Raw genomic sequence first — 24,004 nt, 5'->3', positions numbered from 1 at the left:
GAAGAAAATTCTTGAACGATAATGCTTATATTCTTATCGCTCGGTGCTACGTGGCATCAAGAGTAACGACTGTCGAACTTTCGCATGTTGGTAGGTCTTGCTTCTCGTGTCGTCGGGAAGATCCAGAGCGGAATTCTCTCAGCCTGATGCTGCTGCACTTGATCATGCCGAAGCCGCGGCGTCCGTGGCGGCGAAGCGGCTCGCCGGCCGTGGCAGGCCGAGATGGTCGCGCAGGGTCGCGCCGGTATAGTCGCGGCGGAACAGCCCGCGCCGTTGGAGGATCGGCACGACCGCGTCCACGAAAGTCTCCAGACCATCCGGCAGCACGTCAGGCATCAGGTTGAAGCCGTCTGCCGCGCCCGCGCGGAACCAGGCCTCGATGTCGTCGGCGATCGCCTCCGGCGTGCCCACGACGACGCGGTGGCCGACGCCGCCGCCCAGCGCCCGCAGGAGTTGGCGGACCGTCAGCCGGTCCCGGCGCGCGAGGGCGAGCGTGCCGAGGAACATCGTGTGGTTGGCGTCGGGCGGCAGGGGGAGCGGTTCCGGCAGGGGCTTGTCGAGTTCGAGCCGCGACGGGTCGAGGCGCAACGTCCCGGCGAGGCGGGCGAGACTGTATTCCACCGGCACGAGGTCCCAGAGCTCGTCCTGGCGGCGGCGTGCCTCGGCCTCCGTGGCGCCGATCACCGTGGCGAGGCCCGGCAGGATAACGAGCGCGTCCGGTCGGCGTCCGTATCGCGCGGCCCGCGCCCGCAGGTCCCGGGCGTAGGCGGTGCCGTCCTCGATGGTCTGCGCGAGGGAGAACACCGCATCCGCGGTGGCGGCGGCGAGTTCACGCCCGTCTTCCGATCCGCCGGCCTGAAAGGTCACCGGGCGCCCCTGCGCGCTCCGTGGCACCGTCAGCGGCCCGGCAACGGCGTAATGCGCGCCGCGGTGCTCGACGGCATGGACCTTCGCCGTGTCGATGAACCGGCCGCTCGCCTTGTCGCCGACGAACGCGTCGTCCTCCCAGCTGTCCCACAGCGCGTGGACGAGATCGGTGAATTCCCGCGCCCGGGCGTAGCGTGCCCCGTGCTCCGAAGCGCCGGCGAAGCCGAAATTGCGGCCGGCGGCGGCATCGGCCGTCGTCACCACGTTCCAGCCCGCCCGGCCCCGGCTGATGAGGTCCAGGCTTGCGAAGCGGCGGGCAAGATTGAACGGCTCGTTGTAGGTCGTCGAGGCGGTGGCCACGAGGCCGACATGGCGCGTCGCGGTGGCCAGCGCGGCGAGCAAGACGGTCGGCTCCAGGGCGTTGAAGGGCCGGTGGTCGATCCGGTCGTTGATGGCGGGCGTGTCCGCCAGGAAGACCGCGTCGAGCTTGCCCCGCTCCGCGACGCGGGCGACGCGCACGAAGTGGTCGAGGTCGAGGAAGGCATCCGGCTGGCTCTGCGGCAGCCGCCACGCGGAGGGGTAGACGCCCGCATGCAGCACATTGACGTTGAGGTGCAATTGACGGCCACTCATCGACTCTCTCCGGATCAGCGGACGCGCGGCAGGATCTGCTCGGCGAAGCGGCGCATCTCGGCTTCGAAGGGCTGGAACTGCAGCATGAACAGGTCGATGCCGGCAGCGTGGAAGTCGCGGAGACGCCGGGCCACAGTCTCGTAGCTGCCCACCAGCCCGGCGGCGGTGCCGCCATTGGTGCCGACATGCCGGGAGGCGGCGGCATCGGTCTTGGCGAACATGACGCTCGCGGCATCGGTGCGGGCCCGGGTGTCGGCGCGCAGGGCCGCGTCGCGCTGGGCGAGGGCGAGGAGACGGTCCTGCTCGGCCTGCGCCTCCGCATCGGTCTCGCGGGCGATCACGAAGGCCGAGAGGCCGTAGCGCAGGGGGCCGTTGGGGGCAGGGCGGCGGGCGACGTCTTCGATCAGCGCCGCGACCTCCGCGAGCGGCTGGCCGTTGATGAACCAGACATCGGCATGGTCGGCGGCGAGCGCCCGGGCGGGCTCGGATTCGCCGCCGAGATAGATCCTCGGCCGCGCCCGGAAGGTCCCGGCCGGGCGGAGCTGGTACTCCTCCACTTGGAAGTGCTGGCCCTGGACGGTCACGCGCTCGCCGCGCATCAGCCGGTCCACGAGGCCGATCCACTCGCGGCCGTAGGCGTAGCGCTCGTCATGGGCCGGGAAGGGCAGCCCGGCTCGCTCGAACTCGGCCTTGTTCCAGGCATTCACGAGATTCAGTGCGAAGCGACCGCCGCTGATATGCTCGATCTGCAGCGCCATCTTGGCGAGCACCACGGGGTGGTAAAGCCCGGGCTTGATCGCCGCAATGATCTCGATGCGCTGGGTCAGGGCCGCCAGCGCCGCCGCTCCTGTCCAGGCCTCCAGCTGATCGCGCTGCGGATCGTAGGGGTTCATTGTGTGCTGCGCGACCAGCACCGCGTCGAAGCCCAGCGCCTCCGCCTCCAGCACTAGGGCCCGGTTGCGCTCCCAGCTGGCATCGTCCGGCTCGTCGGGATCGTGGTGGGCGGCGCGGGAGCCGTGGACGGCGGCCCAGATGCCGAACCGGGGTGAGCCCGTCATGGCGTCAGCCCCGGCCGGGAGGAATCGCGAAGATCGGCACGGCGGTGGCGTCGATCCGGCGGGGGATGAGTTTCGCCTCGTAGAACACGTCGGCGATGGCCTGCTGCTCGCCGAGCTGCGCCCGCTCAACCGGCTCGACGGCATAGGTGCGGCGGCTGTTGGCGGCGGCCACGACGGCGGGCGGCAGGTCGCCCCAGATCGGAGCCAGCAGCGCCACGGCCTCCGCCGGGTTCGCCTTCATCCACGCGCCGGCCTCGGCGAGCGCGCGGTAGACGGTCGCCACCACCTCCGGCTGCGCGGCGGCGAAGCTATCGTTGACGAGGTAGTACCGGTGATAGCTCGTGAGCCCGCTGCCGTCTGCGATGACCCGCACCGGGCGCTTCGCCGCCGCGAAGGCCAGGAACGGATCCCAGATCGACCACGCATCGAGGCGGCCCTGCTCGAAGGCCACGGCACCTTCCGGCGCCTGAAGATAGGCGGGCGTGATATCGCCGAGCGTGAGGCCGTCGCGCTTCAGCGCGGCGGCGAGCACGTAATGGCTGCCCGAGCCGCGCGAGACGCCGACCGTCTTGCCCTTCAGATCGGCGACGGTGCGGATCGGCGACTCGTCCGGCACGATGATCGCCTCGGCCGACGGCGCCCCCCGCTCCCGGGCGTAGAAGGTGAGGGGCGCCTTGGCCGATTGGGTGAAGATCGGCACCGCATCGGCCACGTCGGCATGGATATCGACCGCGCCGGCATTCATCGGCTCGATCACGCTGGTGAACAGGTGCCAGGTCGGCGTGAAGCCCAGCGGAGCGAGCCGCTCGGCCAGCGTGCCCTTCACCTTGAGCACGGTGAACAACACCGACGAGCGCTGCATGCTGATCTTCACCTCGCGCGGCGCCGCGTGCACGGCAGGGGCACCGAGCGCGACGGCGGCCGCGCCGCCGAGTCCGGTGCGCAGGAGCGAGCGGCGGGAGGGCGCGATCCGCCAGAGGGTCTCGTCGGTCATCGAAGGCTCGCAACGCGGCAGGGAAAGAAGAGGCCGGCCCCGTATTGAAAGCCGCCCGGGGGCGCCGGATCAATGAAACGTGTTTTCGATTTGCCGTAGCAGCATGGCAGACCGTTCCTCGACGGGCGCTCGGAAAAGTATTCTTTCGCTGTCGACGCCCGACAGTTCGGAATTCGGCGCCGACGATCGATCTTTGTCGGATCATCCACGAATCATGGGCCCGAAGAGGCAGCCTTTTCTCTCTGGGACGTTGAAGAAAATGAAAATCTCCGAAGCGTCTTCCTTGCAAGACCGAGTTTCCAAAAACAGATAATGCCAGACCATTCGGCTTGAGATCCGGGAACAACTCACCGATTCCAGGGGCATCGCTGTCGGGCCGTCGGCCGGAATCGGGAAGTCGTGTTCATGTCTCAGACGGACGCGGGCTGGGGTGCGGGGCCGAGCGGGCGCTACGAGGAACTCGCGGACCGGTTTCGGCCGGTCTTCGCCGAGATCCGCGCCACGGCGGTCGAGCGGGATCGGACCCGCCGATTGCCCCATGCCGAGATCGGTTGGCTGCGGGAGGCCAACTTCACCACGCTGCGCCTGGCGCCGTCCGAGGGCGGCCACGGCGCCAGCCTGTCGGAACTGTTCGCTCTGCTGATCGAGCTGTCGAGCGCGGATTCCAACGTCACCAATGCGCTGCGGGCGCATTTCGGCTTCACCGAGGACGCGCTCTGCTCGTCCTCGCCAGAATGGCGCGCGGCCTGGATCGGCCGGATCGGCGCGGGCGAGACGATCGGCAGCGGCGTCTCGGAGACGGGCCCCGCCAAGGTCGGCGCATTCGACACGGTGGTGCGCCAGCGTGACGGTGTCCGCGTTGTCGACGGCCGGAAGTTCTACACGACCGGCTCGCTGTTCGCGGACTACATCCACCTCTCGGCGGATGACGAGGCGGGCGGCCCGGTGACGGCGGCGGTGCCGGTGCGCGCGCCGGGGGTGACCATCGTCGACGATTGGGACGGGTTCGGGCAATCGCTCACAGCCAGCGGCACCGCGACCTTCGAAGGCGTGGTGCTCGCCCCCGACCTGATCAAGCCTGATCCGGCCCGTTTCCCCTATGCGACGGCGTTCTTCCAGCTGGTTCATCTCGCGACGCTCGCCGGGATCGGCCGGGCGGCGGCTGACGACGTGGCACGGCTCGTGGCCGAGCGGACCCGCGTCTACAGCCACGGCAATGCCGGGCGGACGGCTGACGACCCGCAGATCCAGGCGGTGGTGGGGCGCGTGCGTGCCAACGCCTACGCGGCGGGCGCGATCGTCCTGAAGGTCGCGGAGGCCCTCCAGAGGGTCCACGACGCGCACCGGGCCGGATCGCCGGACGTGGAGCGTCAGGCGACGCTCGCCGATGTCGAGGTCAACCAAGCGGTCAGCGTGGTGACCGACCTGATCTTGAGCGCGACGACGAGCCTGTTCGACGCGCTGGGCGCCTCGGCGGTGAAGGTCGGGAACGGGCTCGACCGCTACTGGCGCAACGCCCGCACCATCGCCTCCCACAACCCGCGGATCTACCGGGACCGCTCTGTCGGTGCCTTCGCGATCTCCGGGGAGGCGCCGCCCCGGCAATACCGGGTCGGCTCGGCGTGAGGGGGCGACGGGCATGGCACGCCGCGACCGCATGCGCCTGGGCGCGTTCCTGTATCCCGGCGGCCACCACGTCGCCGCGTGGCGGCATCCGTCGTCCCAGGCCGATGCCGGGATCAACGCCGCCCATTACCGGCAGATCGCCCGGACCGCGGAGGCCGCGAAGTTCGATCTGCTCTTCCTCGCGGACGGCGTCAGCATTCGCGGGGACGATCTCGACGCCCTGAGCCGCACGGCGATCCGCTATGTCGGCCAGTTCGAGCCCCTGACGCTGCTGTCCCACCTGTCGGCGGTCACCGAGCGCATCGGGCTCGTGGCGACCGCCTCCACGACCTACAACGAGCCGTTCCATGTCGCGCGGAAGTTTGCCTCGCTCGATCACCTGAGCGGCGGCCGGGCGGGCTGGAACCTCGTCACCTCCGCCGATCCGCGCGAGGCCTGGAACTTCAGCCGCGAGAGCCATCTCGCCCATGCCAACCGCTACGCCCGAGCGGAGGAATTCGTGGACGTCGTCCGCGGCCTCTGGGATTCCTACGCGGACGACGCCTTCGTGCGCGACCGCGAGACCGGCCGCTTCTTCGATCCGGACAAGCTCGGCCTGCTCGCGCACGCGGGCGCGCATTTCTCGGTGAGGGGGCCGCTCAACGTCCCCCGGCCGCCGCAGGGGCATCCCGTGGTGGTTCAGGCCGGCTCTTCGGAGGCGGGCAAAGCCCTCGCCGCCCGCACCGCCGAAGTGATCTTCACCGCCCAGCAGACCCTGGAGGACGCGGTGGATTTCTACGGCGACGTGAAGCATCGGATGGCACGCCACGGCCGCAACCCCGACCACCTCAAGATCATGCCGGGCGCCTTCCCCGTCGTGGGCCGGACGGAGGCCGAGGCGCAGGACAAATTCGCGTCCCTGCAGGAGCTGATTCATCCGGCGGTCGGCCGCGCGCTCCTGCAGCAGCTCATCGGCGCCGATCTCTCCGCCTACCCGGACGATGCCCTCGTGCCGGATCTTCCGGAGACCGACGGCGGCAAGAGCCGGCAGGATCTCTTCCTCCGTCTCGCCCGCCGCGAAGGGCTGACGATCCGCGCATTGTACCTGCGGGCCGCCAGCGCCCGTGGACATTGGACGATCGTCGGCACGCCGACGCAGATCGCGGACGCCCTGCAGGAGCGCTTCGAGGCTTATGGCGCGGATGGCTTCAACATCATGCCGCCGACCCTGCCCGGAGGCCTCGACGATTTCGTTTCCCTGGTGATCCCCGAACTGCGCCGAAGGGGCCTGTTCCGGGAGGCATACGAGGGGACGACCCTGCGGGAGAATCTCGGCCTGCCGCGTCCCGCCGACCGGTTCTCCACGCCGCACGCCGCGTCCGACCGGGGAGCGGCATGACCGTGCCCCGGCCGCAGGCGCCTTCGACTTCGGATCGCACGGTCATGACCGACGACGACACGGATATCCCCGCCCGGCGGCGCTTTCTGAAAGACGGTGTCGCCGCCGTTGCCGGTTTGGTGGCCGGACACCCGATTGATCAGGGCGACCGTTGGGTTCGCAACGACGAGGTCCCGAGATGTCCCGGCGCGCCGCCGGGATCCTGTCCTGACAGACATCGCGCCAGTCGGTCCGCCTGGTTCCGGTCCGGGACGTGAAGCGGGTCGATCTCGCCCCGGAACCGTGCCGGCTTCGGGGGACGTTTCTGCCCCTCGCCGTTAAGCCGAATGGAGCGCAAATCCGGATGCCCGGTCTTGCGGGCTTCGGCGATCCGGCGTGCGTTGGTCTGGCCGGAAGTCAAACGTCCGCCTTGCAGAGGGCGCGCTGCACAAGCGGACGAGCTCCAACCGATCCATGTCGGGCATGCGGAAAACCGCCTGGGCTTCCCGAAAGCGGGGGGATCGAGCCTCCGCGTGCGCCCAGGACGGCGTCTTCCACCCGAGGTCGGGAAGCATCGCTTCCCGACTGCGCCGAGGGTGCTGACAAACTTACTTCAGGCGCGCGGCAGCCCAGGCGATGTGGTCGGCCATGAAGGTCGAGATGAAGAAGTAGGAGTGGTCGTAGCCCTCGCGCATGTTGAGCGTCAGCGCGATGCCGGCCTTCTTGCAGGCCTCCTCAAGCAGCCAGGGGCGCAGACCGTCCTGAAGGAAGCTGTCGGCGGAGCCCTGATCCACCAGGATCTCGGGGAAGCGCTTGCCGTCCTCGATCAGCGCGGTGGCGTCGTGGGCGCGCCAGGCGGCCGGGTCGGACCCGAGGTACTTCTCGAAGGCAGGCTTCGACCAGCCGGCCGTGGACGGCTGTGCGATCGGCGCGAATGCGGAGCAGGACTTGAAGCGCTCCGGGTAGGTCAGCGCGATGGTGAGCGCACCGTGGCCGCCCATGGAATGGCCGAAGATGCCCTGGCGCGACAGATCGGCGGGGAATTCCCGCGCGATCAGGGCCGGCAACTCCTCAGTCACGTAGCTCCACATCTTGTAGTTCTTCGCATAGGGCGCCTCGGTGGCGTCCAGATAGAAACCGGCACCGGAGCCGAACTGCCAATTGCCCTCTTCGTCCGGGATCCCGGGGCCGCGCGGGCTGGTATCCGGAGCCACGACGATCACACCATGATCGGCTGCCGCCTTGCGATACTCACCCTTGTCCATGACGTTGGCGTGCGTGCAGGTCAGCCCGGACAGGTACCACAGCACCGGGACTGGTCCCTTCTCGGCCTGGGGCGGCACGAACACCGCGAAGGTCATCGGGCATCCGGTGGTCTGCGCGTCGTGCTTGTAGACGCCCTGCGTGCCGCCGTGGGCGCGGGCCTTCGAGACGGTTTCCATCAGCTGTAGTCTCCTGCTCGGGCGCCGAGAGCCCCGCTCGGGGGCCGAATGGCGGGCACCGGGGCTCCGGGAATGCGGGGGCGTGCGTGGGGCTCCCCGACCTCGCAGGCGGGGGAGCCCCGGATCTGTCTTCCTTAGTAGACGACCACGGAGCGGATCGACTTGCCCTCGTGCATGAGGTCGAAGCCGTGGTTGATCTCCTCCAGCGGCATGGTGTGGGTGATCAGATCGTCGATGTTGATCTTACCCTCCATGTACCAGTCGACGATCTTCGGCACGTCCGTGCGTCCGCGCGCGCCGCCGAACGCCGAACCCTTCCAGACGCGGCCGGTGACGAGCTGGAACGGACGGGTCGAGATCTCGCGGCCGGCTTCCGCCACGCCGATGACGATCGACTCGCCCCAGCCGCGATGGCAGCACTCGAGGGCCTGGCGCATCACGTGGACGTTGCCGGTGCAGTCGAAGGAGAAATCGGCGCCGCCGCCGGTGAGATCGACGATGGCCTGAACCACCTTGTCGGTGCCGACCTCGTTCGGATTGATGAAGTCGGTCATGCCGAATTTGCGGGCCATGGCCTGCTTCTCCGGGTTGATGTCGACGCCGATGATCTTGTCGGCACCGACCATCCGGGCGGCCTGGAGCACGTTGAGGCCGATGCCGCCGAGACCGAACACAACCACGTTGGCGCCCGGCCAGACCTTGGCGGTGTAGATCACTGCGCCGATCCCGGTGGTCACGCCGCAGCCGATGTAGCAGATCTTGTCGAAGGGGGCGTCTTCGCGAATCTTGGCCAGCGCGATGGCGGGCAGGACCGTGAAGTTCGAGAAGGTCGAGCAGCCCATGTAGTGGAACACGGTGTTCGAACCGCCCGGGCTGCCGCCGGTGGAGACGCAGGAGAAGCGGCTCGTGCCGTCCGGCATCACGCCCTGGCCCTGGGTCGCCCGGATCGCGGTGCACAGGTTGGTGCGCTGGGACAGGCAGGACTTACAGTTGCGGCATTCCGGCGTGTAGAGCGGGATGACGTGGTCGCCGGGCTTCAGCGTGGTGACGCCGGCGCCGACCTCGCGGACGATGCCCGCGCCCTCATGGCCGAGGATCGCCGGGAACTTGCCCTCGGAATCCAGGCCCGACAGCGTGTAGGCATCGGTGTGGCAGATCCCGGTGGCCATCAGCTCGACGAGAACCTCGCCGGCCTTGGGCCCCTCGATGTCGATGGTCTCGATCGTGAGAGGCTTCTTGGCCTCCCACGCGACAGCCGCGCGCGTCTTCATCACAAGTTCCTGTTGTCTGGACGATCACGGACGGCGCCGAACTGCCGACTCTTCGGTGCGCCTCGCTCATGGGCGGCGCACCGAACGGTCCGGAAATCTGGTGCGTGTGTGATGCTTCTGGCGCTCGGATGCAACGTCTGCGTCCGCATTTTGACCCTGGCGTCCCGGTTCCGGCAGATCCGGGGAATGGGTCCCATCCGCACCCTGCATGGCGCGCGCTGACCGCGAGGGTTGCATCAGAGACGTCGCCGACGGGACCAGACGGCTTGGCCGAAATCGACCCGTGTCTGTCCCAGGCTCCGCTCGGCCATGCCCACGGTGCTGACGGGATCCGGACGCGCGCTGATCGGCGATCCTGCCCTAGGACGATATGGGCACGACCGTCGCCCGGATTCGCACGCGTCACGCGCCGCGTGAATCTCCTGTCCGCGTCGGTGCATGAGGGGTGCCCGTCACGGTCCGCCAGCGTGGGCGGGCCCAGCTACATGCGTGAGCCGACTCCGATCTCTCATCCACGGAATGGGATTCGGGCTCGCGGGAGGCCTGAGCCGACCTCTCCACCGCGGTCGTCGCGCGACAATGCCACGCTATCGGCGTCCCGCGCGGGCGGATACCGAAGCCAAACGCATCGGTGAGTGGACACGCTCCGTCGCCGCCCGCAGATTCGTCCGCCCTCCCGAGCGCCCGACGCCCGACCTCTCCCTGATCGATCCTCGTATGATCCATACCGGCTACAGCCCGGCCCTTGTGGCGCTCTCCATCGTGATCGCGGTGTTCGCATCCTATGCGGCGCTCGACCTCGGAGCGCGCATCCGCCAGCCCGATTCCGGTCCGCGCTGGGCCTGGGCCGCAGCCGCCGCGTTCGCCATGGGCGGTGGCATCTGGGCCATGCATTTCGTCGGGATGCTTGCCTTCGAGATGGGCATGCCGGCGCGGTACGACCTCGGCACGACCGTCCTGTCGCTGTTGATCGCTGTGGGCAGCACGGCCGCGGCCTTTGCCTGGGTGGCGCGGGAAGGCATCGCCACCGCGCCGCTGCTCGTCGCGGGCTCGGCGATGGGCCTCGGCGTGGCGGCCATGCACTATACCGGCATGGCCGCGATGCGGGTCCCTGGGAACCTGGCCTACGACCCGCGCATCGTCGCCGTGTCGGTCGCCATCGCCGTCACCGCATCGACCGCCGCCCTGTGGCTCACCTTCCGGCGCAACCGTCCCTGGCAGAGGCTCATGGCCGCCGGCGTCATGGGGCTGGCGGTCGCCGGCATGCACTACACCGGCATGGCCGCCGCGACCTTCACAGCCGAGGAGGCGGGTGCTCACCCGGCCCACGCGGCCATCCTGTCTACCGGCCAGCAGGATCTCGCCCTGGCGGTGGCCGGTATCACCTTCGTCGTCCTGTTCCTGGCGATGATGGCGGGTTCGTTCGACCAGCGGCGCACCCAGCGGCGCCTACACGTCAGCGAAGCGCGCTTCCGCTCTGCGGTTCGGGCCGTCGATGGCGTGATGTGGACGACGAACGCTGCCGGCGACTTCATCGAGGAGCAGCCGGGCTGGGAGCAGATCACGGGCCATACCTTCGCTGAGTATCGCGGTCGCGGCTGGGCGAAAGCGATCCACCCGGAGGATTTCCCCGAGACGAACCGGATCTGGCAGGAGGCGTCCCGGACGGGCGGCGCCTACGCCGTGGAACACCGCGTCCGCGCATCGGATGGCAGCTGGCGGCACTACGCGGTGCGCGCCGTGCCCGTGCGGGATGCGGACGGGGCGATCCGCGAATGGGTCGGCGTCCACGCGGATGTCAGCGCCCGTCACGCCCACGAGGCCGCCTTGCGGGATGCCCGGGATGCGGCCGAGGCCGCCAACCGCGCCAAGAGCGCGTTCCTCGCCAACATGAGCCACGAGCTGCGCACGCCGCTCTCGGCGGTCATCGGCTACGCCGAGATGCTTCAGGAGGAGGCGGAGGATCTCGGGCAGGACACGTTCCAGGCCGATCTCGGAAAGATCCGCTCGAACGCCCAGCACCTTCTCGGGCTGATCAACGACGTCCTCGACCTCTCGAAGGTCGAGGCCGAGAAGATGGACGTCCTGGCCGAGGACGTCGCCGTCGAGGCCTTCGTGCGAGACGCCGCCGCGACCGTCGAGGGTCTCGTGGCCAAGAAGGGCAACCGCCTCGTCCTCGACCTTGCTACGGACCTCGGCCAAGCACAGACCGACGCGGTGAAACTGCGCCAGTGCCTGTTCAATCTGCTCGGCAACGCCGCCAAGTTCACCGAGGGCGGGACCGTGACGTTGCGGGTCCGGCGCGAGCCCGGCCCCCATGGTGAACGGCTGACCTTCGCCGTGTCGGATACCGGCATCGGCATGACGCCCGAGCAGCTCGCCGGGCTGTTCCAGAGGTTCGTGCAGGCCGACGAATCGACGACGCGCAAGTACGGCGGCACGGGACTGGGCTTGGCCCTGACCAAGGCCTTCGCCAATCTGATGGGCGGCGACGTCTCCGCGGACAGCGCCGAAGGCCGGGGCACGACCTTCACCCTCACACTGCCGGCGACCATGCCCGGGCCCGAGATAGCGGATGGGCATCCTCCGGCCCTTCACGGGGGCACGGCGGACGGCACGCGCGGTCTGGTTCTGGTCGTCGACGACGAGTCCAGCCAGCGCGAGCTGATGATCCGCTTCCTGGCCCGCCAGGGCTTTGCGGCCCAGGCTGCGGTCGACGGACGGTCGGGTCTCGAACTCGCACGCCAGTTGCAGCCCGTCGCGGTGCTGCTCGACGTGATGATGCCGGAGATGGACGGCTGGGCCGTGCTGGCCGCGCTGAAGCGCGACGACGTCACCCGCGACATCCCGGTGATCATGGTCAGCTTCGTGGCCGATACCGCACTCGGGGCCGCGCTCGGGGCGGCCGGTTCGCTTCCGAAGCCGGTGGACTGGAGCCGCCTGAAGGGGGTGCTCGACCGGATCGGCGCGGGCGCGGGCGACGTGCTGGTGGTGGATGACGACGCCGAGATGCGGCGCCGGCTCCGCACCGTGCTGGGACGCCAGGGGTTCGCGGTTCGGGAGGCCGGCGACGGGGCCGAGGCCCTGGCCAGCGTGCGCGCGGCGCGCCCGGGGCTCGTGCTCCTCGACCTGACCATGCCGGTGATGGACGGCTTCGCATTCCTGCGCGCCCTGCGGGCAATGCCGGGCGGCGACGAAGTTCCGGTGGTCGTCCTAAGCGCCCGCGACGTCTCGGAAGAAGAGCGTCATGATCTGTCCGCCGCCGACCGGATCTTGCGCAAGGGTGACGCCAGCTTGCAGGACGTTGCCGCGGAAGTCGGCCGGCTCGGCCGACTGAACCCGTCCATCCCGGTGCGTGCGACAGACGGCTGATCGACAGGCAGCGCGTCCATCCCTCGATAACCGGCGTCGCCCAAGTGCCGTTCGCACGCACCGTCTTGGGGCACCGCTGGCCATCTTCCCGGGACCCCGAACGCCGGCAGCCCTGTGCCGATACGCGGGAACGGCGGATCTCCACAGATCCCGGGGATCTCTGCTGGGCAACATCGCCGCGCCTGTCTGCGATCGGCACGCGTTCCGCTGTCGATTCTCACAGGCGCGATTGAGAAAGCTTTACCCCCGCGCGTTGCCGAGCAGGTCCCGCAGGTTGTCAATCAAGTCGTTCGCTCGGAATGGTTTCTGCAGCAAGGGGAAGCCGTTCGCATCCTGACCTTCCCGAAGGTAGCCGGAGGCCAGCAGGATCTGCATGTGTGGCCATTGCTGCCGGATCATGTGTCCGAGCTCGATGCCGTTCATCGCGCCGGGCATGTTCACGTCGCTGAAAACGAGGCAGATATTCGCCTCCCTCCGCAGAACGCGAAGGGCCTCGCTGGCATCATGAGCACTGAGCACCTCGAACGCGAGGGCCTCGAGGGTCGAGACAACGGTCGAGCGAACATCGGCGTCGTCCTCGACGACAAGCACGGCCCTACCCGCACCGTTCATCGGATCCGGAGATACGTTCGTCGTACCCGCAGGGTCTTCATCCGACTTGGGACTCCCGCCGGCGAGCACGGGCATCGTGACGACGAAACGGGTGCCTTGATGCGGCGTGCTGTCGACAACGATGGTCCCGCCGCTCTGCTGCACGAAGCCATAGACCATGCTCAGACCGAGGCCCGTGCCTTTGCCGACCTCCTTCGTCGTGAAGAAGGGTTCGAAGACGCGCGCCAGAACATCAGGTGACATCCCCGTGCCCGAGTCGGCGACCGTGATCTCTACGAAACGCACGTCCTCGACCCCCTCCGGCCCAGTGGGGTCCCGGCGCCTGATGCGGATGTCCAAGGTCCCTCCATCCGGCATCGCGTCCCGGGCATTCACCGCGAGGTTGATGAGAGCGGCCTCGAACTGAGCGTGATCGACACAGACTTCCGGCAGTCCCGCCTCCAGATCCGCGGAGATCGTGATCCGCTCGCCAAGCGTGCGCTCCAGAAGCTTGATCAGGCCAGGAATGAAGTTCGCGAAGGTCAGCGCTTTCGGCTGGAGAGGTGAGCGTCGCGAGAAGGCCAGCAGCCGGCTGGTGAGTTCGGCGCAGCGATGGGCCCCCTCGATGGCGCTCTCGATGCGGCGGTGCGCCTTCTCGTTGCCCAGCAACGCGCCTTTTACCAAATCGAGATTGCCGATGACGATGCTCAACATGTTGTTGAAATCGTGCGCGATCCCGCCGGTTAGGCGGCCCACCGCCTCAAGCTTCGAAGCGTGCTGCAAGTTGAGCTCAAGCTCCTTGCGCTCCGTCACGTCGAACCACATCCCGAAGAGCTCGACCGCCGTGCCGCTCTCATCACGGTTCACCGCGATCTGGTCGAGGATGTGCCGTTCCAAGCCATCCGCGTTGCGCCAGCGATACTCCAGAGCCACCTCGCCGGTCTCGAGGACCGCGCGCAGCGCCGCCGACACGCGCTCACGGTCGTCTGCTTCGAGGCGGGAATTCCAGAGGCCGGAGGTGGCGAAGGCCTCGCGCGAGAAGCCGGTGATGCGCGCGATGCTGTCGTTGGTGAAGTCGAGGCGCCGGTCGGCGACGCCGATCGGTGAGGTGTAGAGGGCGATGGGAAGGCCGCGCAGGACAGCGGCCTGATGCTCTTCCCGCCTGCGCAGCGCCTGCTCGGCTTCCAGTTTCTCACCGCGTACGCGAAGGTTCTCCAGGAGCAGACGCTTCTCGGCGGTCGCGTTGCGCTTGATCTCTTCGGTCTTGCGGTAAAGATCGACGAAGACATCGACCTTCGACTTCAGCACCAAGGGCTGGATAGGCTTGAACACATAGTCGACCGCGCCTGCGGAGTAACCGCGGAAGATGTGGATGTCGTCCTTGTTGTGGGCCGTGAGGAACAGGATCGGGACACGGGATGTGCGCGAGCGGCTGCGGATGAGGGCGGCCACCTCGTAGCCGTCCATGCGCGGCATCTGTACGTCGAGCAGAATGAGGGCGAAGTCCTCCCGGAGGGCCCGGCGTAGGGCTTCTTCCGGCGAGTTCGCCAGAATCAAGTCGGTCTCGGGATCGGCTAGAATCTCGGAGGCGGCAAGCAGATTACGCTGGTCGTCATCGACAATCAGGATCTTGGCTCGGACCGGGGCCAGCTCGGTGGGTAAGCCGAGCTGTCCCGCGGTATCGTCCGGACCAGCCGGATGGGGATCCAGTCGGCGGCTCATCGGGGTTGCCGCTCGAAGTCTCTCGCTTCCGCGCGCAGCGGCGTCACACTGTCGGCGACCTCGCCCCGTCGTGCCAACTGCACCCGCAGCACGGCCAGAAGCTCGTCCATATCGATCGGCTTCGAGACGTAATCCGACGCGCCCGCCTCGAGGCACTTCTCGCGGTCGCCCTTCATGGCCTTCGCGGTCACGGCGATCAGCGGCAGGGTTCGGAAGGCGCCCTGAACCCGGATCGCACGCATCGTCTCGTAGCCGTCCATTCCTGGCATCATGATGTCGATCAACATCGCGTCGATGTTCGGATGGGATTCGAGCAGCGCGATGCCGTCGTGCCCGTTCTCCGCGAACAGAACCTCAAGCCCGTGCTGCTCCAGGGCGCTCGTGAGCGAGAAGATGTTACGCAGGTCGTCGTCGATCAGGATGACCCGGCAGCCCTGGAGAGACACCCCGTCAATGCGCTCGCCGAGACCCTGCTCGTCGGCTGGAGCGCTCGCGATGGCCCGATGCAGGAACAGGGCGGTCTCGTCGAGAAGCCGCTCGGACGAGCGCGTGTCCTTGATGATGATCGTCGAGGCGGTCTGCCTCAGCTGCTGCTCCTCGGCGGGCGTGAGCTCCCGACCGGTATAGACGATGATCGGCAGCTCCTCCCCGTCCTGCGAGGCGCGGATCTGCTCGATCAGCTCGGAACCACCGATATCGGGCAAGCCGAGATCGATGATCGCGCAGTCGAATCGGCCGCCGGTCAGGGCTTCCAGTGCGGCCGACGCCGTGCCGACCCCGAAGATCTTGACGTCCTCCTCGCTCAGGAGCGCCGTGATGCTGGCGCGCTGGTTCTCGTCGTCTTCGACGAGCAGAAGGTTGCGGACGGGCCGCGTGATGAAATCCTTCGAGAGCTCCAGGGCCCGCAGCAGGCCCTCGCGCTCGACGGGCTTCTCCAGAAAGCCGAACGCACCGGCGCGCAGGCCGCGCTTCTTCTCGTCGTTCACGGAGATGACGTGGATCGGGATGTGGCGGGTGCGGGAGTTGTTCTTCAGGAGGTCGAGCAGGGCCCAGCCGTCCATGTCGGGCAGGCCGATATCGAGGGTGATGGCGTGCGGCTTGAAGCGGTGGGCGAGGCTCAGCGCGCCGGCGCCGTCCTGCGCGATCAAGCCTTTGAACCCGCGTTCGCGCGCAAGTTCCAGCAGCACCGAGGCGAACATCGCGTCGTCCTCGACGATGAGCACGATGTGATCCCCCGGGTGGATGGCATGGCGGTCGTCCGCGGCGGCCGAAAGGGCCATCGCGGCGTTCGGCTGGCGGCCGGTCAGCGCGGCATTTCCGGTCCCCGCGGCCGTCTCCCACGCGCGGCCCGTGGCCGCCTGAACGGGCGGTTCGAAGGGCAGGAACAGGGTGAAGGTGCTGCCCGAACCGATGCGGCTCTCGACCACGATCTCGCCGCCCAGCAGGCGGGCGATCTCGCGGCTGATGGCGAGGCCGAGGCCGGTGCCGCCATACTTGCGGCTCGTGGTCCCGTCGGCCTGCTGAAACGCCTCGAAGATGATCCGCTGCTTATCCTCGGCGATGCCGATGCCGGTATCGGTTACGGAGAGGGCCATCCACTGGCTCCCGGCGCGCAGCGGCGAGCCCTCGGCCGAGCCGATCTTGAGCGAAACGCTGCCCGTCTCGGTGAACTTGAAGGCGTTGGAGAGAAGGTTCCGGAGAACCTGCTGCAGGCGCTTGGAATCCGTGCGTACCGACCGCGGCAAGCCGGGCTCGACATCGATCACGAAGGCGAGGTGGCGGTCCTCGGCCAGCTGGCGGAAGGTCCTTTCGAGGTTCTCGACGAGATCTTGCAGCGCGACATCGCCGACTTCGAGCGACACCGTCCCGGACTCGATCTTGGAGAGATCGAGGATGTCGTTGATGAGCGACAGGAGGTCGGTCCCGGCTGCGTTGATGGTCTTGGCGAACTCCCGCTGCTTGTCCGTGAGGTTTCCGTCGCGGTTCTCGGAGAGAAGCTTCGAGAGGATCAGGAGGCTGTTGAGCGGCGTGCGTAGCTCGTGGCTCATGTTGGCCAGGAACTGCGACTTGTAGCGCGAGGTCAGGCTCAGCTGCTCGGCCTTCTCCTCCAGCGCCGTCTTGGCAACGGAGACCTCGCGGTTCTTGCCCTCGACCTCGCGCTTCTGGATTTCGAGCAGCCGCGCCTTCTCCTCCAGCTCCTCGTTGGTCTGCTGCAGGCGCTCGCGCTGGCTCTTCAGCAGATCCTCGGATTGCTGCAGGGAGGCCGCCTGAAGTTCCAGGCGGTCGTTCGTCTTCTTCAGCTCCTCTTGCCGGCTCTGCAATTCGCCGGTCAGGAGCTGCGACTGCTTGAGGAGACCTTCGGTCCGCATGTTGGCGGCAATCGTGTTGAGCACGATCCCGATGGATTCGGTCAGTTGGTCAAGGAAGGACTGATGGGTCTCACTGAAACGGTTGAACGACGCCAGCTCGATGACTGCCCGAACTTCCTGCTCGAACAGGACTGGCAGGACGATGATGTTGAGGGGTGGTGCCTCGCCGAGAGCCGAGCCGATGGTGATGTAGTCGCCGGGCACGTTGGTGAGGGTGATGCGCTTTTTCTCGAAGGCGCATTGGCCCACGAGACCCTGACGGAGGCGATACCGGTTCGACAGGTTCTTGCGCTCCGTGAAGGCATAGCTCGCCATCAGATCCAGAACCGGCTCTCCGCCATCGTCCTCCACCATGAAGAACACGCCGCGCTGGGCATTCACGAGCGACGCGATCTCGGACAGGATCAGATTTGAGACGGTGGCGAGGTCGCGCTCGCCCTGCAGCATGCGCGTGAACTTGGCGAGGTTCGTCTTCAGCCAGTCCTGCTCGGCGTTCTTGAGGGTCGTGTCCCGCAGATTGCGGATCATCTCGTTGATGTTGTCCTTCAACGAGGCGACTTCGCCGGAAGCCTCGACCGAGATCGAGCGTGCGAGGTCGCCCTTCGTCACCGCCGTCGCCACTTCGGCGATGGCGCGCACCTGGGTCGTCAGGTTTGCCGCGAGCTGGTTCACGTTGTCGGTGAGATCGCGCCACAGCCCGGCGGCACCCGGCACCCGGGCCTGACCGCCGAGCTTCCCTTCGACGCCCACCTCGCGGGCCACGTTGGTGACTTGGTCGGCAAAGGTGGCGAGCGTCTCGATCATCTCGTTGACGGTGTCGGCCAGGGCGGCGATCTCGCCCTTGGCATCGACCGAGAGTTTCCGCTTGAGGTCGCCCTGGGCCACCGCCGTGACGACATCCGCGATGCCGCGGACCTGACCGGTCAGGTTGGCCGCCATCATGTTCACGTTATCGGTGAGGTCCTTCCAGGTTCCGCCGACGCCGCGCACCTGGGCCTGGCCGCCGAGCTTGCCCTCCGAGCCGACCTCACGGGCAACGCGGGTCACCTCCGAGGCGAAGGAGTTGAGCTGATCCACCATCGTGTTGATGGTCGATTTCAGCTCCAGGATCTCACCCTTCACGTCGACGGTGATCTTCTTGGACAGATCGCCGTTGGCCACCGCAGTCGTGACGTCGGCGATGTTGCGCACCTGACCGGTGAGGTTCGCGGCCATCATGTTGACGTTGTCGGTGAGGTCCTTCCAGGTTCCGCCGACGCCGCGCACTTGGGCCTGGCCGCCGAGCTTGCCCTCGATGCCAACCTCACGGGCGACGCGGACCACCTCCGAGGCGAAGGAGTTGAGCTGATCCACCATCGTGTTGATGGTCGACTTCAATTCCAGGATCTCGCCTTCGACGGCCACGGTGATCTTCTTGGAGAGATCGCCGTTGGCCACCGCGGTTGTGACCTCGGCGATGTTGCGCACTTGGCCCGTCAGGTTGGCCGCCATCATGTTCACGTTGTCGGTCAGGCCTTTCCACACGCCGCCGACGCCCTTGACCTGCGCCTGCCCGCCGAGCTTGCCTTCCGTGCCGACTTCGCGGGCGACGCGGGTCACCTCCGAGGCGAAGGAGTTGAGTTGGTCCACCATCGTGTTGATGGTCGATTTCAGCTCCAGGATCTCACCCTTCACGTCGACGGTGATCTTCTTGGACAGGTCGCCATTGGCCACCGCGGTTGTCACGTCGGCGATGTTGCGCACCTGACCGGTCAGGTTGGCGGCCATCAGGTTGACGTTGTCGGTGAGATCGGCCCAGGTTCCTGCCACGCCTTCGACGCGGGCCTGCCCGCCGAGCTTCCCCTCCGAGCCGACCTCCTTGGCGACGCGGGTCACCTCCGAGGCGAAGGAATTGAGCTGATCCACCATCGTGTTGATGGTGTTCTTCAATTCCAGAATTTCGCCGCGCACGTCCACGGTGATCTTCTTGGACAGGTCGCCGTTGGCCACCGCGGTGGTCACGTCGGCGATGTTGCGCACCTGACCGGTGAGGTTGGCGGCCATGAGGTTCACGTTGTCGGTGAGATCGGCCCAGGTGCCGGCGACCCCAGGAACTTGGGCCTGCCCGCCGAGCTTCCCCTCCGATCCGACCTCGCGCGCGACGCGGGTCACCTCCGAGGCGAAGGAATTAAGCTGATCCACCATCGTGTTGATGGTGTTCTTCAGCTCCAGGATCTCACCGCGCACGTCCACGGTGATCTTCTTGGACAGGTCGCCATTGGCCACCGCGGTGGTCACGTCGGCGATGTTGCGCACCTGGCCGGTGAGGTTGGCCGCCATCATGTTCACGTTGTCGGTGAGGTCCTTCCAGGTCCCACCGACGCCTTCCACCTGGGCCTGACCGCCGAGCTTGCCCTCCGTGCCGACCTCGCGGGCGACACGTGTCACCTCGGAGGCGAAGGAGTTGAGCTGGTCCACCATCGTGTTGATGGTCAGCTTCAGCGCCAGGATCTCGCCTTTGACGTCGACGGTGATCTTCTTGGAGAGGTCGCCGCGCGCGACCGCGGTCGTGACCTCGGCGATGTTACGCACTTGGCCCGTCAGATTCTCGGCCATCATGTTGACGTTGTCGGTCAAATCCTTCCAGACGCCACCGACGCCCTTGACCTGGGCTTGGCCTCCAAGCTTGCCTTCCGAACCCACCTCCTTGGCAACGCGCGTGACCTCCGAGGCGAAGGAATTGAGCTGATCGACCATCGTGTTGATGGTCGATTTCAGGTCGAGGATCTCACCCTTCACATCGACGGTGATCTTCTTGGACAGATCGCCATTGGCCACCGCAGTGGTGACCTCCGCGATATTGCGGACTTGGCCTGTCAGATTCGCCGCCATCAGGTTCACGTTGTCGGTGAGGTCCTTCCAGGTTCCGCCGACGCCTTTGACCTTGGCCTGTCCGCCGAGCTTGCCCTCCGAGCCAACCTCCCGGGCCACGCGCGTCACCTCCGAGGCAAAGGAGTTCAGCTGGTCGACCATCGTGTTGACCACTTTGCCGATGCGGAGGAACTCGCCCCTTAACGGGCGGCCCTCGATCTCGATCTGCATGGTCTGACCGAGGTCGCCTTTCGCGACCGCTCCGATGACGCGGACCACTTCGGTGGTCGGTTGAACGAGATCTCCGATCATCGTGTTGACCGAGTCGACACAGTCGTTCCATCCGCCGGTCGCGGCCGGAAGCTTGCCACGCTCGCCGATGCGCCCGTCCTTGCCCACGGCACGCGCAACCCGGTCGAGTTCCCGGGCGAGACCCTGATTGAGTTCGAGAATGTCGTTGAACGCGTCCGCGATCTCGCCATCGATGCCCGTGAGATCCAGCGGCAGCCGGATCGAGAAGTCACCTTTCCGAAAGGCGCGGAGGCTCTTCAGGAGGAGCTTCGGCTCCAACTGCGACGTAGTCGGCGTCATGCGGAAACAACCTCAGGGTAGATCCGCATGGCTAAGCGTGTCAGCCATCCGAAACGTCAGCGATTACGAGTGACCACCACCGAAGTGGCACGGCAATTGAGCTCAGCCCAGAGGGTTGCTCAATCGTTTGGAGCGCGGGATGAAGCCGAATCGCGAGCCTCGTCCTGTGTAGAACTAGTTTCGTGGCCGATCTGACAGAAACGAATACGCTCACACTGGCATGGCCGTGTCAGGCCGGTTCGGTGCATCCGGACAGGTCAGCATGGATGCCCGTGCAAGGTGAGGTGCTCCTCGCTGGCAGGATTCGCAACGCGCCAGGGCCGGGCGCGGCGCGCCCGGCTTTTCACAGGACCGATTTGACAGCCCATCACTTCGGCGGCCGCCTCATAGGTTAAGTCTTGCGCGCTCACGAGCAGCAGACCCCCGCGCCAAATCTCAGGCAGCTGACCGATGGGCGACCGGACGGTCGGCAGATCGGAGCGGTGCTCATGGGCCGCGAGCGCGGCGCGCTAATCGTAACGGAACCGTCCACATTTCCGATCACGCGCCTGCGCTCGCGGCACGCCGCATGAAACGGATTGTGGCTGATGGTGCAGAGCCACGCCTCCAGGTTCGAGCTTGGCGTGACGTCATCCTGGCGCGTCCAGGCCCGCTGCACTTCTCCAGCGCCCCGTCGTCGGCGCACGCGTCGACGGCCATGAGCGAAAAGGCGAACGCGCGCCGCCCAGCAGGTTTTGCTCAGGAAGACGCGTCTTCAAACGCCTTCTTCTGATAGGCCCAGCTCCTCACCGGCATAGCGGTGCTGGCCAGCGGCTTTGACGTCACCCGGACCCTGCCATCTGTTCAGCACTGGATGCCACCGTGAAGCCCTCGCGGTCGAACACGTTGTAGAGGACACAGGCTGGATCGAGCCCGAGCCCTGCTATGTGAGTGACAGCGGCTTCCTTGGCTTCGGCCAGCGTGCTGAAGGGATCGGGCAACTGGTACAGCCTTGCTGGCCGTTCCTCGCCGTCGACCTGCGCCGCGAGCGTTGTGATCTCGACTGTGTAGGGCATGATGCTGGCCCACCGGCGCTCAGTGGAACACGCCGAAGAACCACAACAGCAGGATAATTGGCAGCGGGATCCCCAGCAACCACAGCATTCCACCGCGCAGCATTCGCGCCTCCTTCATGTCAGAAATCGTACCGGAATACCGGTTCGCCTGTGAATAGAACGCGGCAACATGGGAAAGCGATGCAAAATATCTGCGTCGGTGTTCACGGAGCGGAGGCATAATTACTTCAAGTAGCGCCCGCATCGCGTACCGCCTGTAAGGACGACGTCTGCGAAACCTCAGTGGCCCTGGGGCCGGCAAGCGGATTGGGGATCGGCGCGGCCGAGTTTTTCAGCTGGAATACGGTGAGGACGCCACCGAATCGCGCCGGGATCAGAAGCAATCCGACCGATTTGGCTGCCTATGGAGTGTGTCCATTGACCAAATCGCGATGACTTGGCGAGCCTGAGCGCCGTCCGCAAATTAGCCTGTAGCCGGTTCGACAGATACCATCTTAAGCAAATCGAGCATGGTATTGGATTTCGACAGGTTTGAGACAGCCCAAGGTCGAGAGCCGCCTGGTCGGGCTATAGAAGCGCTCGATGTCGTCGAACACATCCGCGGGCGCCTCGTGCCGCGTGCAGTCGGTCCTCGGGGCCGTGCGCGCGATCGTCAGCGACGAGAAACGGCCTTCCATGGTCGCGCGGTCCCACGCATCGCCCGACCGGCTCATGAAGCAGTCCATACCGCGCTCGGCCATCAGGTCCGGGAAGGATTCACTCGCGCATTGCGGTCCCTGATCCGAACAGACACCAATATATCTGGTTTTCCCTTGCGCCAGAATAACATTCTGCACGCCGCCCAGCCTCCGACCAAGAGCCTATGGTCAATGCAGCGGACCTATCGCTTCGATGGCGCCGAGCAGGTCCTCGACGAAGGCCTTTTCGACCAGCGGCAAGCCAGCCTGCCGCACCTTCTCGCGGATCGCGGCGCTCGGATGGCCTGTGATGATGATCACCGGAGCGGTCCCGCCTGAAGACCGCACGCGTTCGTAGGCATCCAGCCCCGTCATGTCCGGCAGCACGTAGTCGATCACGATGCAGCACGGTTTCGCCTGCGGAAATGCGGCGATCAGCTTGCTGCCAGACTCGAACGTGGCGACGGTGTAACCTTCGCCCTCCAGCATGAACTGTGCTGAACTTAAAATGGCGGCATCGTCGTCCACGATGAAGATCGGCATTACGCTATCCTGGAAGACAGTGTCCGTTCGCCTACCAACTCGACTGGCACCATAGAGCGGGAAATGACGCTGCCACTTTCTCGGTTCCGTCGAATTGCGGAGGATCAAACCCAGCCGAGACCGCCCAGCATCCCCCAACGCACCAACTCCTATCGGTCGGCCGCCTGCGTTTTGGTGATGATGTTCGCCCGGTCAATTTCGACGGGGGGCGGGCTGAAGTCGAGCACGCGACCGATTTCCTGGCTGGTGTCCCCGCCTACCGGGTGGTCCAGAACGTGTCGCTCGCTTTCGGCGATCCGGCGGATATGCACTCGCCGCGTGTTCGAGCCCGTCTCGGCCACGCAGCCGCGCTCCAGGTTGGCGCGCAAAGGTCGTAGAAGGGCTCTCTCGTCGAACGGTTTCCCAATGAAGTCGCAGGCTCTGAGCTTCATCGCCTCGACCGCGCGCGACGGATCTTCGTGCCCCGTCGCCATGACGACAGGCCGCATAGGATCGGTCGCGATCCGGCTCCGGCAGCACCAGACTGATCTTCCGACCCACGATCTCGGCCGACCGGTAGCCGAAGATGCGCTCGGCAGCAGGGTTGAATGAAGGGATGATGCCGCGTTCGTCGATGACGATCATGCCTTCAGTCATCGTGTCGGGGATGGCGTACAGGCGCGCCTCGCGCGTCCGCACTTGCGCCTCGACCCTCCTCGTCTACCTGCACGCGCCCGCGCGAGCGCAACCGGCGGATCTGCCCGCCGGGATGAACGATCCTGTAATCCACGCCGTAGATCCCGCCGGAGCGGCGAACGCGCGCGATGGTGTCGGCCCGAGCAAGTCGGTTGTTAGAATACAGCAGAGCTTTGAACGCGGCGAGATCGGTCGAATGCGCGCGCCGAACCCCGAACATGACAGGCTAAGAGTCTGATGCCTATACTCCCGGCGCAGAGTGTATCTCCCTCGCGCTCTTCATTGTGCAAAGCCTCTAACAAACCAGATCG

16 protein-coding genes are annotated in these 24,004 nt (G+C 66.6%); 5 read left to right on the top strand and 11 right to left on the bottom strand.

The window, feature by feature from the left end; translation table 11 throughout:
• Positions 1–162 precede the first annotated feature (162 nt).
• From ABC766_RS09355 to ABC766_RS09345, 3 genes are read right to left on the bottom strand one after another with little or no spacing between them, the layout of a single operon-like run.
• Positions 163–1,500, bottom strand: a complete 1,338-nt coding sequence (locus tag ABC766_RS09355) for an LLM class flavin-dependent oxidoreductase (protein ID WP_345821975.1) — start codon at positions 1,498–1,500, stop codon at positions 163–165.
• A gap of 14 nt (positions 1,501–1,514) precedes the next feature.
• On the bottom strand, positions 1,515–2,558 hold the full coding sequence (locus ABC766_RS09350; protein ID WP_345821974.1) for an LLM class flavin-dependent oxidoreductase: 1,044 nt from the start codon (positions 2,556–2,558) through the stop codon (positions 1,515–1,517).
• Between the two features lie 4 nt (positions 2,559–2,562).
• Positions 2,563–3,552, bottom strand: a complete 990-nt coding sequence (locus ABC766_RS09345; RefSeq protein ID WP_345821973.1) for an ABC transporter substrate-binding protein — start codon at positions 3,550–3,552, stop codon at positions 2,563–2,565.
• 405 nt (positions 3,553–3,957) lie between these two features.
• Between ABC766_RS09345 and ABC766_RS09340 the strand changes: the two genes are divergently transcribed.
• Genes ABC766_RS09340 through ABC766_RS09330 form a run of 3 tightly spaced genes read left to right on the top strand, consistent with a single transcriptional unit; the run spans position 3,958 to position 6,813 of the window.
• The gene (locus ABC766_RS09340) at positions 3,958–5,178 is read left to right on the top strand and encodes a monooxygenase (protein WP_345821972.1); all 1,221 of its coding nucleotides are present in this window, start codon (positions 3,958–3,960) and stop codon (positions 5,176–5,178) included.
• Positions 5,179–5,191: 13 nt separating this feature from the next.
• Entirely contained in the window at positions 5,192–6,556 is a 1,365-nt protein-coding gene (locus ABC766_RS09335; protein WP_345821971.1) for an LLM class flavin-dependent oxidoreductase, read from the top strand.
• A 44-nt stretch (positions 6,557–6,600) separates the two neighbouring features.
• Positions 6,601–6,813, top strand: a complete 213-nt coding sequence (locus ABC766_RS09330; protein ID WP_345821970.1) for a hypothetical protein — start codon at positions 6,601–6,603, stop codon at positions 6,811–6,813.
• 330 nt (positions 6,814–7,143) lie between these two features.
• Here the strand turns inward: ABC766_RS09330 and fghA are convergent, their stop codons facing one another.
• A complete protein-coding gene (gene fghA, locus ABC766_RS09325; RefSeq protein ID WP_345821969.1) occupies positions 7,144–7,977 on the bottom strand; it encodes an S-formylglutathione hydrolase in 834 nt (277 codons plus the stop codon).
• 134 nt (positions 7,978–8,111) lie between these two features.
• On the bottom strand, positions 8,112–9,248 hold the full coding sequence (locus tag ABC766_RS09320) for an S-(hydroxymethyl)glutathione dehydrogenase/class III alcohol dehydrogenase (RefSeq protein WP_179697951.1): 1,137 nt from the start codon (positions 9,246–9,248) through the stop codon (positions 8,112–8,114).
• 717 nt (positions 9,249–9,965) lie between these two features.
• Between ABC766_RS09320 and ABC766_RS09315 the strand changes: the two genes are divergently transcribed.
• Positions 9,966–12,620, top strand: a complete 2,655-nt coding sequence (locus ABC766_RS09315) for an MHYT domain-containing protein (RefSeq protein WP_345821968.1) — start codon at positions 9,966–9,968, stop codon at positions 12,618–12,620.
• Between the two features lie 240 nt (positions 12,621–12,860).
• Here ABC766_RS09315 and ABC766_RS09310 read toward each other — a convergent pair whose 3' ends face one another.
• From ABC766_RS09310 to ABC766_RS09285, 6 genes are all read right to left on the bottom strand, one after another.
• Positions 12,861–14,933: a response regulator gene (locus ABC766_RS09310; protein ID WP_345821967.1), complete on the bottom strand. Its 2,073-nt coding sequence runs from the start codon at positions 14,931–14,933 to the stop codon at positions 12,861–12,863.
• Positions 14,930–20,743: a HAMP domain-containing protein gene (locus ABC766_RS09305; RefSeq protein ID WP_345821966.1), complete on the bottom strand. Its 5,814-nt coding sequence runs from the start codon at positions 20,741–20,743 to the stop codon at positions 14,930–14,932. The genes ABC766_RS09310 and ABC766_RS09305 overlap by 4 nt, the downstream gene beginning before the upstream one ends.
• 821 nt (positions 20,744–21,564) lie before the next feature.
• On the bottom strand, positions 21,565–21,798 hold the full coding sequence (locus tag ABC766_RS09300) for a hypothetical protein (RefSeq protein ID WP_345821964.1): 234 nt from the start codon (positions 21,796–21,798) through the stop codon (positions 21,565–21,567).
• Between the two features lie 494 nt (positions 21,799–22,292).
• Positions 22,293–22,634 carry a hypothetical protein gene (locus ABC766_RS09295; RefSeq protein WP_427902302.1) on the bottom strand — a complete coding sequence of 114 codons (342 nt, stop codon included), beginning with the start codon at positions 22,632–22,634 and terminating at the stop codon, positions 22,293–22,295.
• A gap of 30 nt (positions 22,635–22,664) precedes the next feature.
• Entirely contained in the window at positions 22,665–23,018 is a 354-nt protein-coding gene (locus ABC766_RS09290) for a response regulator transcription factor (RefSeq protein ID WP_342140938.1), read from the bottom strand.
• 192 nt (positions 23,019–23,210) lie between these two features.
• The gene (locus tag ABC766_RS09285; RefSeq protein ID WP_425287539.1) at positions 23,211–23,642 is read right to left on the bottom strand and encodes a PAS domain S-box protein; all 432 of its coding nucleotides are present in this window, start codon (positions 23,640–23,642) and stop codon (positions 23,211–23,213) included.
• Here ABC766_RS09285 and ABC766_RS09280 point away from each other — a divergent pair.
• Entirely contained in the window at positions 23,584–23,931 is a 348-nt protein-coding gene (locus ABC766_RS09280; protein ID WP_345821961.1) for a hypothetical protein, read from the top strand. The two genes, ABC766_RS09285 and ABC766_RS09280, sit on opposite strands and share 59 nt — an antisense overlap.
• The last annotated feature ends 73 nt before the right edge of the window (positions 23,932–24,004 follow it).

This window comes from Methylobacterium fujisawaense, assembly GCF_039619325.1.
Taxonomy (GTDB): Bacteria; Pseudomonadota; Alphaproteobacteria; order Rhizobiales; family Beijerinckiaceae; genus Methylobacterium; species Methylobacterium fujisawaense.
This window is presented reverse-complemented; position numbering and strand designations above follow the sequence as displayed.